Genomic DNA, 16,150 nt, shown 5'->3' with positions numbered 1-16,150 from the left:
GCGGGCCTTATGCAGGCTCTCGGATCACGCCGATATGGCGCACCGTCCCGGAAAGACCTGGAAGCTCTTGCACGGGCGACCAGGTGCGCAGCCCATCCGCGCTGTCGGAATAGAGATACTTCCCCTCGGTGTAGGCGTCGAGGTACATCCGCCAGGCACCGTTCGGCAACTGGACCACGGCCGGGCCCTCCACCAGCGAACCCCAATTTCCGGGCGGGACAAACGAATAAGGTCCCGTCACCGACGGAGCGACCGCATGCTCGATGACCTTCTTCGTCTCGTTCTTGGTGAACGCGTGGTAGGTCGGTCCCACCTTGACCACGGTGGTGTCGATGTGGTCCGCGCCGATCCCGTCGAGCGGAACGGGCGGGCTCCAGATCCTGAGCGAAGGTTCCAGCGCCGTCATCAGATACGGCACGAATCCGCCACCGGTCGACATCGACAGGATGACGTGGACGCGGTCTCCGTCGACGAACCATTCGGGCGCCCAGGCTTTCGTGGTGAACGGGGACAGTGACGGTCCGTCGCTGAACCCCGCCGACCCCGAGAATCCCGGCGGGCTGGCAGAACCCGTACCGTCCCCCGTGCCCGGCAGGAAGGCGCAGCAGAACGGGACCGGCCAGGACCCCTGGAACGTCCAGTTGGTGCGGTCGCTGCTGCGCGCGAAGCCAATATTCGCCCCGTCGACCGTTGTGTAGGTGACGTAATAGAACCCGTCCGTGTGCCGGAAGATGCTCGGGTCACGCACCAGTCCCGACGGGGGCCTGAACGCCGACTGTTGGACGAGCTGGAATTGCGTGCCGTCCCCCGACTCGTACACATCCATGTCGCGGTCGCTGGCGTTGCTGAACGCCACCATCGTGTATCGCCAGGCGGGAGGTGCGGCGCCGCTGCTCCCCTGGGCCGCGACAAGTAGGCCCGCAACGACGAGCATCACCATCGACATGGCGGAAAAGCCGGTTCGTTTGGTCAGCCTCACCGCTGCAGTATTCATGGCAGCGGGCGCACCGTGCCCAGACTTGGCCGCAGACGGGGGCGGATCGTTACCGGCGGGCCGGACGGCTCGTTCCGAGAACATGTCAGAGGCCCCCGATACAATAGAACACATGAGCGAACCGGGGGGTGCTTGCGAGGCGGTGACAACCGCCGCGGTGGAGCGGTGGATCCACTTGCTCGCCGGTGCGGAGGGGCCGGACGCGCAACCCGAGCGCATCGATCTGCTCCGAGCCCTCGAACGCCTCACCTGCGCCGCGGCCGGCCTTCAGGCCCAGGTCACGTCCGATTTTGCGACACAACAACGCCGCACGGCATCCGATGCGGGAGTGGCACGCGAACGCCGGGATCGGGGCATCGCCTCGCAGATCGCGCTCGCCCGCCGCGAGTCCCCGCACCGCGGCGGCATCCACCTGGGTCTCGCGACCACCCTCGATTCCGAGCTTCCGTATACCCTCGCCGCGCTGCGCGGAGGATGGATCACCGAGTGGCGCGCCACCCAGATCGCACGCGAAACAACCTGTCTCTCAGTCGAAGACCGAGCACAGGTCGACCGGAAGCTCGCCTCCGATCCCGAACGGCTCGAGAAGATGAGCGACAACGACACCGCCGCGGCCGCAAGGCAGATGGCATACGAAGCCGACAAGCAGGTCTGGGTTCGACGGAAAGCCAAAGCGCACTCCGAGCGGCGGGTGTCGATCCGGCCGGCCCCGGACACAATGGCCTACGTGACGGCCCTGCTCCCCATGGCGGAGGGCGTCGCCTGCCACGCGGCCCTCGTAGCTGCGGCCGCCTCGGCCACCGCCACCGGCGACGAGCGGCCCCGCGGGCAGATCATGGCGGACACCCTCGTCACCCGTGTCGTCACCGCATCGACCGACGACACCGCCGCGCCCGCGACACCGATTCGAGTGCACCTGACGGTGTCCGATCGCACGCTGTTCGGTAACGGCGACGAGGCGGCCCACGTCCGCGGCTACGGACCGATCCCCGCGGACGTGGCACGGGACCTTGTCCACGCCGCAGCGACGGCCGGTGTCGCCGAGCTTCGCCGGGTGTACACGCGGCCGGACACCGGCGCGGTGATCGCCATGGATCGGAACACCCGCCTGTTCCCCGCCTCCCTGGCCGAGCTGGTCCGGCTCCGCGACCCCGTCTGCCGCACCCCCTGGTGCGATGCGCCGGTGCGGCACATCGACCACATCCAGCCCGTCGCCGACGGCGGACCGACCACGTTCGAGAACGGTCAAGGGCTGTGCGAGGCATGTAATTACGCCAAACAGGCACCCGGCTGGGTCGCCCAGGCGATCGACTCCCCGGACGGCCGGCATCGAGTCCGGATCACCACGCCCACCGGACACATCCACCACAGCCTCGCCCCGCCTGCGCCGAGGCCGGCGGTCGCGTGAGGGTGAACGATGTTGCCGATCAGCTTCGTTCGTCAACGACGGCTAGTTCGAGGTCCGCACAGGCCGCCTTAGGCCGCTTGTCCCTCGTCCGCATCTGACCACCTTCGACGACCGTCACGGCCGCCAGCAGACGGGCGTCGATCGCGCTGAGCCCGCGACCCCACAGGCGACGACGGTCCACGAGGTGAAGGACCTCGTCGTGGGTGACGTCAGGACACTGGCGAAGATTGCCGGAGTCGTCTCGAAATCAACGCACGCTGACCCTGGGTTGGATTAGCCTCCAACCCCACCAATGGGGGAGGGAGATCATGAGGAATCGTTGGTCTGGGTAACCGTCGATTGTGCGGACCCCACCCGGATGTCGACGTTCTGGGGAACCCTCCTCGACATCCCGCCGTCGAACGAACACGGCGACGATCCCGACTGGGCGACCTTGGGATCGCGCTCGGGCACGTCGCCTCGAATCACCTTTCAGCGCGTGCAGGAGCCGAAGTCGACCAAGGTTCGCCTCCACTTCGACGTACAGACGCACGACATCGACGCCGGGCGCCAACAGGTCGAAGACCTCGGCGGCCGATGGTCAGGCATTCGGTACGACTACGAAGATGGCGTGGTCTTGGTGATGGCAGATCCCGAGGGCCACGAGTTCTGCCTCGTCGAGTATTTCGATGACGCCACAGGTTGAATCGGAAGCGGTCAGACGTTGAAGCGGAACTCCACCACGTCGCCATCGGCCATCACGTAGTCCTTGCCCTCCATGCGCACCTTGCCGGCAGCCTTGGCTGCGGCCATGGAACCGGCGGCGACGAGGTCCTCGAAGGACACGATCTCGGCCTTGATGAAGCCGCGCTCGAAGTCGGTGTGGATGACGCCCGCGGCCTGCGGTGCGGTGTCGCCCTTGTGGATGGTCCAGGCGCGCGATTCCTTCGGGCCCGCGGTCAGGTAGGTCTGCAGCCCGAGGGTGTGGAAGCCGGTCCGGGCGAGCGCGTGCAGGCCGGGCTCGGGCTGACCGATCGAGTCGAGCATCTCCTGGCGGTCCTCCTCGTCCAGCTCGAGCAGCTCCTGCTCGACCTTCGCGTCGAGGAACACGGCATCCGCGGGGGCGACCGAGGCGCGCAGCTCGGCGACCTTCGCCTCGTCGGTGAGCACGGCCTCGTCGGCGTTGAAGACGTAGAGGAAGGGCTTGGTGGTGAGCAGGCTCAGCTCACGCAGCAGCCCGAAGTCGAGCTTGTCCTTGACGCTGAACAGGGTCTTGCCCTCGTCGAGGAACGCCTGAGCCTTGACCGCCTCCTCGTGCAGCGGCTTGAGCTCCTTGTTCTTCTTCGCTTCCTTCTCCAGGCGCGGCAGGGCCTTCTCCAGCGTCTGCATGTCGGCGATGACGAGCTCGGTCTCGATCACCTCGATGTCCGACGCGGGGTCGACGCGACCGTCGACGTGCACCACGTCATCGTCGGCGAACACGCGCACGACCTGGCAGATGGCGTCGGCCTCGCGGATGTTGGCCAGGAACTTGTTGCCCAGGCCCGCGCCCTCGGAGGCGCCCTTGACGATGCCGGCGATGTCGACGAAGGACACGGTCGCGGGCAGCAGCCGCTCGGAACCGAAGATCTCGGCGAGCTTGGACAGCCGAGGATCGGGCAGCTCGACCAGGCCGACGTTGGGCTCGATGGTGGCGAACGGGTAGTTCGCGGCCAGCACATCGTTGTTGGTCAGCGCGTTGAAGAGGGTGGACTTGCCGACGTTGGGCAGTCCGACGATTCCGAGGGTAAGGCTCACGGTCTCCAGAGTCTACGGACCGGGGGTAACGGTCTCCGCCCGGTCCCCGATATACAGGCACCACTTGAACTGCACGAAAAGAGTGAAGACAGCACGCGGACGCGAACTGAACCGCGCGAATAAGATGATTCTCCGGACCCGAGCCGCGCCGAGCCACCTCGCCGATCGGTCGAAGTGGCTCCCCGATGACCCTGGGTCGCTCTTGGAAGGGATCCCGCGTGGATTCTGCAAGATCGACCGACAACGGCGCTCGCGATGTCCCCGCCGAGGCGTTCCCGCTCTCGTCGGCACAGCGCGGCATGTGGCTTGCCCAACGACTGGCGCCCGAGGTGCCGATCTGCATCGCCCAGTACGTGGAGATACACGGAGACCTCGACCTGGACCTGCTCAACGCTGCGTCCATCACCGCCGGGCGCGAGTTCCAGTCGCCGTACCTTCGGTTCTTCGAGGAGGACGGCGAACCGTTCCAGACCCTCGACGCCACCATGGACAACTCGGCGGGCTTCGTCGACTTCCGCGCCGACTCCGACCCCACCGCCGCCGCCCGCGCATGGATGGACCGCGACTACTCCACCCCGCTCGACCCGACCACGGACCGCCTGGTCGTGTCGTCGATCCTTCAGGTCGGCGATCGAGATTACCTGTGGTACAGCCGAATCCACCACGTGGTTCTCGACGGATACGGGGGCATGACACTGGTCAACCGAATCGCCGCACTGTATACCGCGGCGACGAAAGGACATGCGCCGGAGCCGAACCCGGCAGCCGATCTGCGCACCCTCTACGAGATCGATCAGCGATACCGGGCGTCGAGCCGGTTCGAGTCGGACCGCACCTACTGGGCGCAGCGCGTCGAGAGCTACGGCGCGGATTCGAGCCTGTCCCCGATCGTCGCGCCCGCGGTCGCCGTCAGCACGCTCGAGACCGCGACGCTCTCCGATGACGTCGCCCGACGGCTCGAGCGTTCCGAGGACCTCCTCGGCGCGCCCGCCGCCGCCGTGGTGATCGCGGCCTTCTCCTGCTACCTGTCCCGCCTGACCGGCCGGGATGACGTGCTGGTCGACCTTCCCGTCTCGGCGCGCACGACCGCCGTGCTGCGGGACTCCGGCGGCATGCTGGTCAGCGTCGCGCCGCTGCAGCTGAGCGTCGGACCCGACGACACCCTCGGCGCGAGCGTCGCACGGGCAAAGCTGGAGGTGATGGGCGCGCTGCGGCACCAGCGCTTCACGCTCGAGGACATCCGTAGGGAAACCCTGGAGCGGGGATCGGCGCGCAACCTGTCCGCGCCGATGGTCAACGTGATGCTGTTCCGGCCACGGATCGTGCTGGGCGATCTCATCGGCGAGTTCCACGTGGTCACCTCGGGTCCCGTCGACGACCTCCTCGTCAACGTGTACCGCAGCGGCACCCCGGAACGGACGGTCCTCGAGTTCCGCGGAAATCCGAACCGGTACCGCGCGGACGAACTGCGCGCCCACCATCGGGCGTTCGTCGCGCTCCTCGAGGAGTTCCTGGCGGCAGGCCCCGACGCCGAGGTCGCCACCCTTCACCCGGCGACCGCGGCCGAGGGCGCGCGCCGCCGACGCGAGCACGCGCAGCTCGAATACTGGACGACGACGCTCGCGGGCCTGCCCGAGCACCCCGTGCTCGCGACCGACCACCCGCGCCCGGCGAGCGGGCCCGAACCCGAAAACCATGTCGGGGTCCACCTATCGAAGGACCTGCACCGCCGAATCCGGGAACTGGGCGGCGAGGTGTTCCCCGTCGTGCACGCCGCCGTCGCCGCGCTGCTCGCCCGGCTGAGCGGCAGCGGCGACATCGTCCTCGCGACGACCACGGGCGCCCAACCGCTGGTCCTGCGCACCGAGGTCGACGGGGCTCGTCCGTTCGCGGACCTGCTCTCCCTGGCGCGCGCCACCGCCGCGGCCGCCCTCGAGCACGCGGACGTCCCCTTCGAACGTGTCGCCGCCGCGCTCGACCGGACGCCTGCCGCCCCGCCCCCGTTCCAGGTGGGCCTGGAGTGCACGACGGCCAGCGCCGCCACGGCGGCACCGGCCGGACGCTACGGGACTGCCCAGCCCGACCTGCACCTGATCTGCGCCGAGCAGCGCGACGCCGCGGGCGAACCGGCGGGAATCGATGTCACCGCCACCTATGCCGCCGCGCTGTTCGACCCGCCGACCGTGCGGCGGTTCGCGGACCGCCTGGTCCGCATCCTCGACTCCGCCACCGCCCGCCCGGGCACCCCGGTCGGCGACCTCGACTTCCTGGCTCCCGCAGACCTGGCCGGTCTGGTCCCGGCGCGCGGCGATCCCGGCATCACTGCGCGAGCGTGGCCGCAGCTCCTGGCCACGGCCGCGGGCCTCGACCCCGCCGCCGTCGCCGTCTCGGAGGGCGGGCGCACGGTGACCTACCGCGAACTGGACCGCAGATCGAATCAGCTCGCTCGCCTGCTCATCGAGCACGGAGCCCAGCCCGAAACCTTTGTCGCCCTGGCCTTACCGAGATCGATCGAGTCCGTACTCGCGGTGTGGGCCGTCGCGAAGACCGGCGCCGCGTTCGTACCGGTCGACCCGACCTACCCGGCGGACCGGATCGCGCACATGCTCGCCGACTCCGGAGCGGCGCTCGGCGTCACCACCGGTCCGCACCGCCCTGGGCTTCCGGATTCGGCGGCCTGGATCGAGCTGGGCGCCGCGGACGTCGAGGATCGGATCCGCTCGCACTCCCCCGCAGACCTGACGGACGCCGACCGGCGACGCCCGCTGCTTCTCGATCACCCGGCCTACCTGATCTACACCTCCGGATCCACCGGCCTGCCGAAGGGCGTGGTGCTCACCCACCGAGGGTTGGCCGATCTCGCCACCCAGCAACGCGACGCACTGTCCGTGACGCCGTCCGCGCGGGTCGCTCACTTCGCGTCGCCGAGCTTCGACGCCGCCCTGTTCGAGCTCCTGGCGGCGCTCAGCGCCGGGGGGCGGGTGGTGATCGTCCCGCCCACCGTCTTCGGCGGCGCCGAACTGACTCAGCTCCTCGCCCAGGAGGGCGTCTCCCATGCGGTCCTCACCCCGACGACGCTGGCGACGATGGACCCTCGCGGCCTCGACTCGCTCCGATGCCTGGCCATCGCGGGCGAGGCCTGCGCCCCGGAACTGGTGGCGCGGTGGGCACCTGGTCGTCGCGTGGTCAACGCGTACGGGCCGACCGAGGTCACCATCATGTCCGCGCTCAGTGCCCCCATGACCCAGGGCGACCCGGTGACCATCGGGGGGCCGACCCGCGGCATCTCGGCACTGGTTCTCGACGAGCGCTTGCACCCGGTCCCGCGCGGCATCAAGGGCGAGCTGTATCTCGCCGGACCGGCGCTCGGCCGCGGCTACCACCGTCGTCCTGCGCTGACTGCCGCCCGCTTTGTCGCCGATCCATACGGGTCGCCCGGCGCCCGGCTCTACCGCACCGGCGACCTCGTCCGTTGGCGGAGCGGGGCGAGCGCATCGACGGGAGACGCTGCCGGACCCACGCTGGAGTACCTGGGGCGCAGTGACTTCCAGGTCAAGATCAGGGGATTCCGGATCGAGCTCGGGGAGATCGATGCGGCGCTCACCGGTCACCCCTCGGTGCGGTTCGCGGCCACCGTCGGACGGCCCGGCCCGTCCGGCGAGCAGGCATTGGTCTCGTATGTTCTGCCCGCCGAGGGCACCCGCGTCGACGTCGCCGACCTGAACCGTCACCTCGGCGCCATCCTGCCCCGGCACATGCTGCCCGCCACGATCGTGCCGCTCGGCCGGATTCCGCTGACCCCCGGCGGAAAGCTCGACCGAAGGAGGCTTCCCGCACCGCAATTCGACTCCCGGGCGGACGGCCGACGGCCGAGCACTCACACCGAGCAGACCATCGCGACGGTCCTCGCGACGGTGCTCGGATTCGACAGCATCGGTGTCGACGACAACTACTTCGACCTCGGCGGAAACTCGCTCACCGCCACGCGGGTGGTGGCTCGCCTGAACGCCGCACTCGACGTCGGGATCGGGGTGAACGAACTGTTCGAGTCGCCGACGGTGGCCGAGCTGGCCGCGCTGATCGAGCGGGGCGGGGCCCGAGGGGATGCTCGTCCCGCCCTGCGTCCGTCACCGCGGGCTGCGCTGATCCCGCTTTCCCCTGCACAGCAACGCATGTGGTTCATCAACCAGTACGACACGACCTCGCCCGCCTACAACATTCCCCTCGTCGTGCGGCTACGAGGACACCTCGACGTCCCGGCCGTGGCGGCCGCCGTGACCGACGTCGTCGAGCGCCATGAATCGCTGCGCACCATGTTTCCCGGGTCGAACGACGGGCCCCACCAGGTGGTCCTGTCGACGGCCGAGGCGGTGCCGGATCTGAACCCGGTGTCGGTGGACGGAGAGCCGGACCTCGACGCTCACCTCGCACAGATCTGCTCCGCCCGGTTCGACGTCTCCACCGCCGTCCCCTTGCGCGGCGCGCTGTTCCGTCTCGGCGAGACCGACCACGTGCTGGCGCTGGTGGTTCACCACATCGCCGCCGATGGCGCCTCGGCCGCGCCGCTCGCGGCCGATGTGAGCGCCGCGTACGCGGCCCGCTCGGCCGGACTCGCACCGAGCTGGGCGCCACTGGATGTGCAGTACGTCGACTACACGCTGTGGCAGCGGGAACTGCTGGGCAGCGAGTCCGACCCGGACAGTGTCGCCTCCCGCCAACTCGACTACTGGACCGAAACCCTCTCGGGGCTCCCCGAACTGCTGGCATTGCCGACGGATCATCCCCGCCCGGACCGCCAATCGCTGCGCGGCGCCGTGGTGGAGTTCCGCATCACCCCCGAGCTGCACGTGGCGCTGCGCGCCCTCTCCCGCCTGCACACCTCGACGCTGTTCATGACGGTCCACGCCGCCCTCGCGGTGTTGCTCACACGGCTGAGCGGGTCCGGCGACATCAGCATCGGCACGCCCGTGGCCGGCCGGGGTGAACCCGCCCTCGACCGGCTCGTCGGCATGTTCGTCAACACCCTCGTCCTGCGCACCCGGCTCGACGCCGCAACGAGTTTCGCCGAGGCGCTGCGGGCAACCCGGGACGCCGACCTGGCGGCCTTTGGGCACGCCGACATCCCGTTCGAGCGGCTCGTCGAGGTCATCGATCCGCGGCGGTCGACGGCGCACACACCGCTGTTCCAGGTCCTTCTTGAGTTCCAGAACATCCTGCCAGGCGGTCCCGATCGGCGGGCCCGCGACCTGCACGGCCTCGCGCTCCCCGGCCTCGACATCACGCCCGTCGACTACGACGCCGGGATCGCGAAGTTCGAGCTGCAGGTGTTCCTGTCGGAGCAGTTCGACGACGACGGTGCGCCTGCGGGCATCCGGGCAGGCCTCAGGTTCGCCACCGACCTGTTCGACGAGCACACCATGCGCGCGTTGGCGGAGCGGTTCATCCGGGTCCTCGAGGCGGTCACCGTCGATCCGGATGTCGCGATCGGGGACATCGAGATCCTCGACGCCGCCGAGCGGCAGGCGCTCCTGGCCCGCTGGCACCGCCGCGGCGCCGACGAGGCTGGACCGACCCTGACCACGAGGTTTGCCCGCACGGCGGCGCTGACCCCCGGTGCGGCCGCCGTGTCGTTCGCGGGCAGCACCCTGACCTACGCGGAGCTGGCCACCCGGGTGAATCGACTGGCCCGCCTGTTGACCAGCCGCGGGGTGGGACCGGAAACGGTGGTGGCGGTGGCTCTTCCGCGTTCCGTCGACTACGTCGTGGCGCTGATCGCGGTGCCGGCGGCAGGCGGCTGCGCCCTGCCCGTGGATGTGACGTGGCCGGGCGATCGGATCGCGAGCGCGATCGAGGAGGCGGGAACCGTGCTGACCACCCGGGCGTCGGTGGCACAGCTCCCGATCCGCGGCCACGCGGCGGTGCTGCTCGACGCACCTGCCACAGTCGCCGAGCTGGCCGGTACGTCGGCGCTGCCGGTGGGCCAGGACGCCTTCCCAGACGCAATCGCCTACGTGCTCCACACGGCCGGCTCGACCGCCCGTCCGAAGCCGGTGGCACTCACGCATCGAGGCTTGCTCGCGGCCTTCGCGGATACCCTGCCGCGGTCCGGGTTCGGCAGCTCGGACGCCTGGGCCATGGTCCATTCCCACGCGTTCGACCTCTCCGTCTGGGAGCTGTGGGGTGCGCTGCTGCACGGGGGAAGGCTGGTGATCGTCGACGAAATCACCGCGCGATCACCCGAGCGATTGCGCGCCCTGCTGCGTCGCGAACGGGTGACCGTGCTGACCCAGACGCCGACCGCGTTCGGTGTCCTGTCCCCCGACCTCGCACCGCAGGAGAACCCCGACCCGATGGCGCTGCGGTTGGCCATCCTCTACGGCGAGAAACTCGCCCCCGAACTGTCCGCGAGCACGCCGGCTTCGCTCGAGGTCGTCGCCGGGTACGGTGCCACCGAGACCACGGGGCCCGTCGCGCTCTCGAGCGCCGGCTCCGCATCCGGTGCTGCCCTGCGTCCCGCGCCGGGCCGTCCGGTCGCCATCCTCGACCGCCGCCTGCGTCTCGTTCCGGCTGGGGTCGAGGGCGAACTGTATGTCGGTGGCGCCCAGCTCGCCCGCGGCTATCACCGTCGCACCGGGTCTACCGCAACACATTTCGTGGCGAGCCCGTTCGGTGTCCGGGGTGAACGAATGTATCGCACGGGCGATGTCGCGCGGTGGACCCGCGACGGATCCCTCGAGATCCTGGGGCGCTGCGACTTCGCACCCCAGCTCCGCGGCTACCGCATCGATGTCCACCAGATCGACGCGGCGCTCAGCGGCCTTCCCTCGGTCGCGGCGGCGGCCACCGTCGACCACACCGCGAGTCCCGGCAACACAACGCTTGTGTCGTACGTGGTGCCTGCACCGGGCTCCACGCTCGAGCCCGCCGCGATCACCGAGTTCGCCCAGACGCTACTGCCCGCGCATCTGGTCCCTGCCGCGGTCGTCGTCCTCGAGCACCTGCCCATGGCCGAGGACGGCAGCGTGGACCGTGCGTCGCTGCCGACACCCCAGTTCGTCGCGGGCACCCCCGAGTTCCGTGCGCCGAGGACCCCGCTCGAGGAGTCGGTCGCGGAGGTGTTCGCACAGGTGCTCGGAAAGGAAGGAATCGCCTCGGCGCGAATCGGGATCGGCGACAACTTCTTCGAGCTCGGCGGCACCTCACTGATCGCAACGAAGGCCGTGGCGAGGATCAATGCGGCGCTCGGCACCGGCCTGGGGGTCCGCAGCCTGTTCGAGGCGCCGACGGTGGAGGCCTTGGCGCGCGTTGTCGCCGAACTCGGTCCGGCACCCGGACGCCTCGCGCTCCGCGCACGCGGCCGCCCGGACCACGTACCCGTGTCGTTCGCGCAGCAGCGAATGTGGTTCATCAACCAGTACGACACGACGTCGCCGACCTACAACACGGCGATGACCGCGCGTATCGAGGGCACCCTCGACGCCGAGGCACTGTGTGTCGCCGTCGCCGACGTGATCGACCGACACGAAACGCTGCGCACGCTCTACCCGCTCGTCGATGGCGGTCCGGTGCAGGTGGTCCGGCCAACCGGACAGGGTCCGCAGCTCACGCCGATCCCGGTGACCAGCGACGGCGATCTCCGAGCACGGATCCTGCAGATTGCATCGGAGGGTTTCGATGTGTCGACGCAGACGCCGCTGCGCGCCTGCCTGTTTCGGGTGAGTGCCACCGAACATGTCTTGTCGGTCGCGATCCATCACATCGCCTCCGACGGATCGTCGCTCGCCCCGCTGGCCCGGGATCTGGCGGCCGCCTACAGCGCGCGGAGCCGAGGCCGCGTCCCCGACTGGACGCCGCTGCCCGTGCAGTACGCCGACTACACCCTCTGGCAGCGCGACGTCCTCGGATCCACCGCGGACCCGGATTCCCTGATGTCCACCCAGATCCGGTACTGGGCGCGGGCCCTCTCGGGGGCGCCTGAGGTGATCACACTGCCAACGGATCGGCCCCGGTCTCCGCAACGGTCGTCTCGCGGAGACCAGGTGAAGTTCGCGATCGGCGCGGACGCGTATCGCCGCGCGGTGACGATCGCGCGTGGCCACGGTTCGACCGTGTTCATGGTGGCGCATGCGGCGCTGGCGTTGTTGCTGTCACGGGTGGGCGATGCCGAGGACATCTCGATCGGTACGCCGATCGCCGGACGCGGAGAGGCCGCGCTCGATGGACTGGTCGGGATGTTCGTCAACACGCTGGTGCTGCGGACCCGCATCGATCCGGCCGCCTCGTTCATCGAACTGCTCGAGCAGGTACGGGATGTCGACCTGTCGGCCTTCGGTCACGCCGATGTGCCGTTCGAACGGGTGGTGGAGGTCCTCAACCCCTCCAGGTCGATGGCGTACGCACCGCTGTTCCAGGTCATGCTCGAATTCCGGCACGGCGAACGTGCACGCCTGGAACTGCCCGGTCTGTCCGTCACCGCCACCGGGATCGAGTCCCGCACAGCGAATTTCGATCTGCAACTGACCCTGTCGGAGGACGTCGGCCGGACCGGCGAATCGCGGGGCCTCTCGGCCGAGTTCACCTTCGCCACCGACCTGTTCGATCAGTCGACGATTGCGCAGTTCGCCGAACGCTTCGTGCGCATCATCGATGCGGTCACCACCGACCCGGAGTTGCCCGTCGGCGACCTCGACGTGCTCTCCGCCGACGAGCGCACGGAGTTTGTCCCCGCGGAGGGTGCGATCCCCGCCGAGCCGAGGACGCTACCGGAGCTGCTGTCCGCCGCGGACCCCGATGCACCGGCCCTGGTCTACGAGGGCCGCGAGGTTTCCTACCGCGAACTCGACGCCCGCTCGAATCGGCTGGCCCGCCTGCTCATCGCCGCCGGTGTGGGTCCGGAATCGTTTGTGGCCCTGGCGCTGACCCGGTCGGCGGAGTCGGTGCTGTCGGTCTGGGCGGTGGCGAAGGCAGGCGCCGCGTTCCTGCCGGTGGACCCGAGCTATCCGGGTGACCGCATCGAGCGGATGCTCGGCGATTCGGGCGCCGCCATCGGGCTGACGGTGCAGGCACACCTGAACCGACTGCCCGGTGGTGTCTCCTGGTTGACCCTCGACGACGCGGCTGTCGGCGAGCGACTGTCGGCGCTGCCCGACACGGGCCTGACCGATGCCGACCGCCGCAGGCCCCTGCACCTCGACCACCCCGTCTACCTGATCTACACCTCCGGGTCCACCGGTGCCCCGAAGGGAGTGCTGGTCACCCACCGCGGCCTCGCCAACCTCATGGCCGAGGCGCATCAGTGTTTCGGCCTGACCGATGGCGCACGAACCCTGCACTTTTCCTCACCGAGTTTCGACGCCTCGATTCTCGAGATGGCGATCGCCTGGTGTGCGGGCGCCACGATGGTGATCGCGCCACCCGGCATCTACGGCGGCGCCGAACTCTCGCTCCTGCTGTCCCGCCAACACGTCACCCACGCCTTCGTCACCCCCGCGGCGCTGGCAACGGTCGATCCGTCGGGGTTGGACGAGCTGGTCTGCATCGCCACCGGCGGCGAGACCTGTCCGCCGGGATTGGTCAGCCAGTGGGGATCCGGGCGCGCCTTCTTCAACTGCTTCGGCCCCACCGAGACCACCGTCGTCTCCTCCATCAGCGCGCGACTGATCCCAGGCGAGCAGGTCTCCATCGGCCGCCCCTCGATCGGGTTCACCGAGGTCCTGCTCGATTCACGCTTGCGCCCGGTCCCGGCAGGCGTGCCGGGCGAGCTGTATGTCTCCGGACCCGGCCTGGCCCGCGGATATCTGGGCCGAAGCGCCCTCACCTCCGCGCGTTTTGTGGCCAACCCGTACGGCCCCGGCGAGCGGATGTACCGCACCGGTGATCTCGCCCGATGGACGAAGGGCGCCGGTGAGCTCGAATACTCGCTCGAGTACCTGGGCCGCAGCGATTTCCAGGTCAAGATTCGCGGTCACCGGATCGAGCCCGGCGAAATCGAATCGACGCTTTTGCGCCATGGCCGCATTCGCGACGCCATCGTCGTTGCCCGCGGCGCCCGGCTGTGTGCCTATGTCGTCACCGACTCCGGGGCCGTAACCGACGACTTCGACGCCGCCGATGTTCTGGAGCATCTCCGGACGACGCTGCCCTCCTACCTGGTTCCCGCCACGCTCACCGTTCTCGACGAGCTCCCCAGGACCGTGACCGGGAAGGTCGATCGAGATGCGCTGATCGAACCCGAATTGCCCACGCGGGCAGCCACTACCCGCGAGCCTGCCACCCAGGCGGAGTCCGCCCTCGCGAGAGTGTTCGCGGAGGTGCTGGGCCTGGACGCGGTCGGTGTCGACGAATCGTTCTTCGCCCTCGGCGGGGACAGCATCATGTCCATTCAGCTGGTGGCCCGCGCCAACGTGGCCGGGCTACAGGTGACGCCTCGGGATGTATTCGAGCACAAGACCATCGCGCGCCTGGCCGCAGTGGCAGAGACTGCCGCGCGAAACCATCTACCCGAGCTGGCCGAACCGCCGGACTACGGAATCGGTGACATCCCCCTGACCCCGATCGTGCGCTGGATGCTCGAGAACGGCTCCCCTTTCGATCGCCTCTCCCAGGCCGTCCTCCTGACGTTGCCCGTCGGGATCACCCGTTCCGAGCTCGAGCGAATAGTGCAGGCCGTGCTCGACCATCACGACATGCTCCGCTCCCGGCTGCTGCCCACCACTCCCGACGCCGAAGCAGGCATGGAGGTGCTGCCCGTCGGGACCGTCCTGGCCACGACCGTCCTACGCCGGGTCCCGGTCGAATCGACGGGTCAGGATCTCGCGGCGCTCGCCGCGTCCGAAATGAACTCCGCCGCAGATCGACTCGACCCGGCGGCCGGAGACATGATCCAACTCGTCTGGCTCGACCCCATAAGGACCGACACAAACACCGGCGGCCGCCTCCTCATCGTCGCCCACCACCTCGTCATCGACGGCATCTCCTGGCGAATCCTCATCTCCGACCTCGCCACCGCCCACACCCACATCCACGCCGGGCAGACACCCCACCTCCCACCCATCGGCACCTCCATGCGCCGCTGGGCACACGCCCTCACCGACACCGCCACCGAACGCACCAACGAACTCGACCTCTGGCGCCACATCCTCACCGGCCCCAACCCCCCACTCGGAACCCGACCCCTCGACCCCACCCTCGACACCCACACCACCACCGACACCATCACCATCGAGGTCCCCACCGACACCACCACCACCCTCCTCACCACCCTCCCCGACGCCTTCCACACCACCGTCGACACCGCACTACTGACCGCACTCGCCCTCGCCATCACCCAATGGCAACACCACCACGGCCACACCACCACCGACACCCTCATCAACCTCGAACACCACGGCCGCGAAGAAACCGCACTCCCCGGCGCCGACCTCACCCACACCCTCGGCTGGTTCACCACCATCGCCCCACTACGACTCGACCTCACCGGCATCGACCTCGACAACGCCTACACCAGCGGACCCGCCGCGGCCACCGCCATCAAAACCATCAAAGAACAACTCCACACCATCCCCGACCACGGCATCGGCTACGGCCAACTCCGCTACCTGGGCCCCCACACCACCCACCAACTCCAACACCTCCCCACCCCCCACATCACCTTCAACTACCTCGGCCGACTCACCACCACCGCCGATCCGCAGCACTGCGCCCCGTGGACGCCGATCGACGATGCCCACCTCGCCGGGACACAAAATCCGGACATGCCTGCGGCCGCAGCCCTGAGCATCAACGCCGCGACGGTCGGTATCCAGAGCGAATGGCGACTGAAGGCGGCCTGGTCGTTCCCGACCGGGGTCCTCACCGCCACCGACGTCACCGAACTCGCCGAACTCTGGTCCACCGCACTGACCGCCCTCGCCACCCACAGCCGTGGGCCCCACACAGGCGGACACACCCCCTCAGACTTCGACCTCGTCCAC

Annotated in this window: 5 protein-coding genes and 1 pseudogene; 3 read left to right on the top strand and 3 right to left on the bottom strand. The window is 69.2% G+C overall.

The genetic code is table 11. The features are described from left to right. Positions 1-7: 7 nt before the first annotated feature. Positions 8-994: a glycoside hydrolase family 43 protein gene (locus tag ACFXMV_RS17010; RefSeq protein WP_378500388.1), complete on the bottom strand. Its 987-nt coding sequence runs from the start codon at positions 992-994 to the stop codon at positions 8-10. Positions 995-1,106: 112 nt separating this feature from the next. Between ACFXMV_RS17010 and ACFXMV_RS17005 the strand changes: the two genes are divergently transcribed. Further along, positions 1,107-2,402: an HNH endonuclease gene (locus ACFXMV_RS17005; protein WP_378503206.1), complete on the top strand. Its 1,296-nt coding sequence runs from the start codon at positions 1,107-1,109 to the stop codon at positions 2,400-2,402. A 19-nt stretch (positions 2,403-2,421) separates the two neighbouring features. Here the strand turns inward: ACFXMV_RS17005 and ACFXMV_RS17000 are convergent. Continuing rightward, positions 2,422-2,631 (bottom strand): annotated as a pseudogene (locus ACFXMV_RS17000) (VapC toxin family PIN domain ribonuclease); the annotation flags it as partial. Between the two features lie 129 nt (positions 2,632-2,760). Between ACFXMV_RS17000 and ACFXMV_RS16995 the strand changes: the two are divergent. Further along, a complete protein-coding gene (locus tag ACFXMV_RS16995) occupies positions 2,761-3,087 on the top strand; it encodes a VOC family protein (RefSeq protein WP_378503207.1) in 327 nt (108 codons plus the stop codon). An 11-nt stretch (positions 3,088-3,098) separates the two neighbouring features. Here ACFXMV_RS16995 and ychF read toward each other — a convergent pair whose 3' ends face one another. After that, positions 3,099-4,178 (bottom strand): redox-regulated ATPase YchF, encoded by a 1,080-nt coding sequence (ychF, locus tag ACFXMV_RS16990; protein ID WP_378499400.1) that lies wholly within the window; start codon positions 4,176-4,178, stop codon positions 3,099-3,101. Positions 4,179-4,396: 218 nt separating this feature from the next. Here ychF and ACFXMV_RS16985 point away from each other — a divergent pair. After that, positions 4,397-16,150 (top strand): amino acid adenylation domain-containing protein (locus ACFXMV_RS16985; protein ID WP_378503208.1); only part of this gene is annotated, 11,754 nt, incomplete at its 3' end.

It is taken from the genome of Rhodococcus sp. NPDC059179 (genome assembly GCF_042754885.1).
Lineage (GTDB): Bacteria > Actinomycetota > Actinomycetes > Mycobacteriales > Mycobacteriaceae > Rhodococcus_G.
This window is presented reverse-complemented; position numbering and strand designations above follow the sequence as displayed.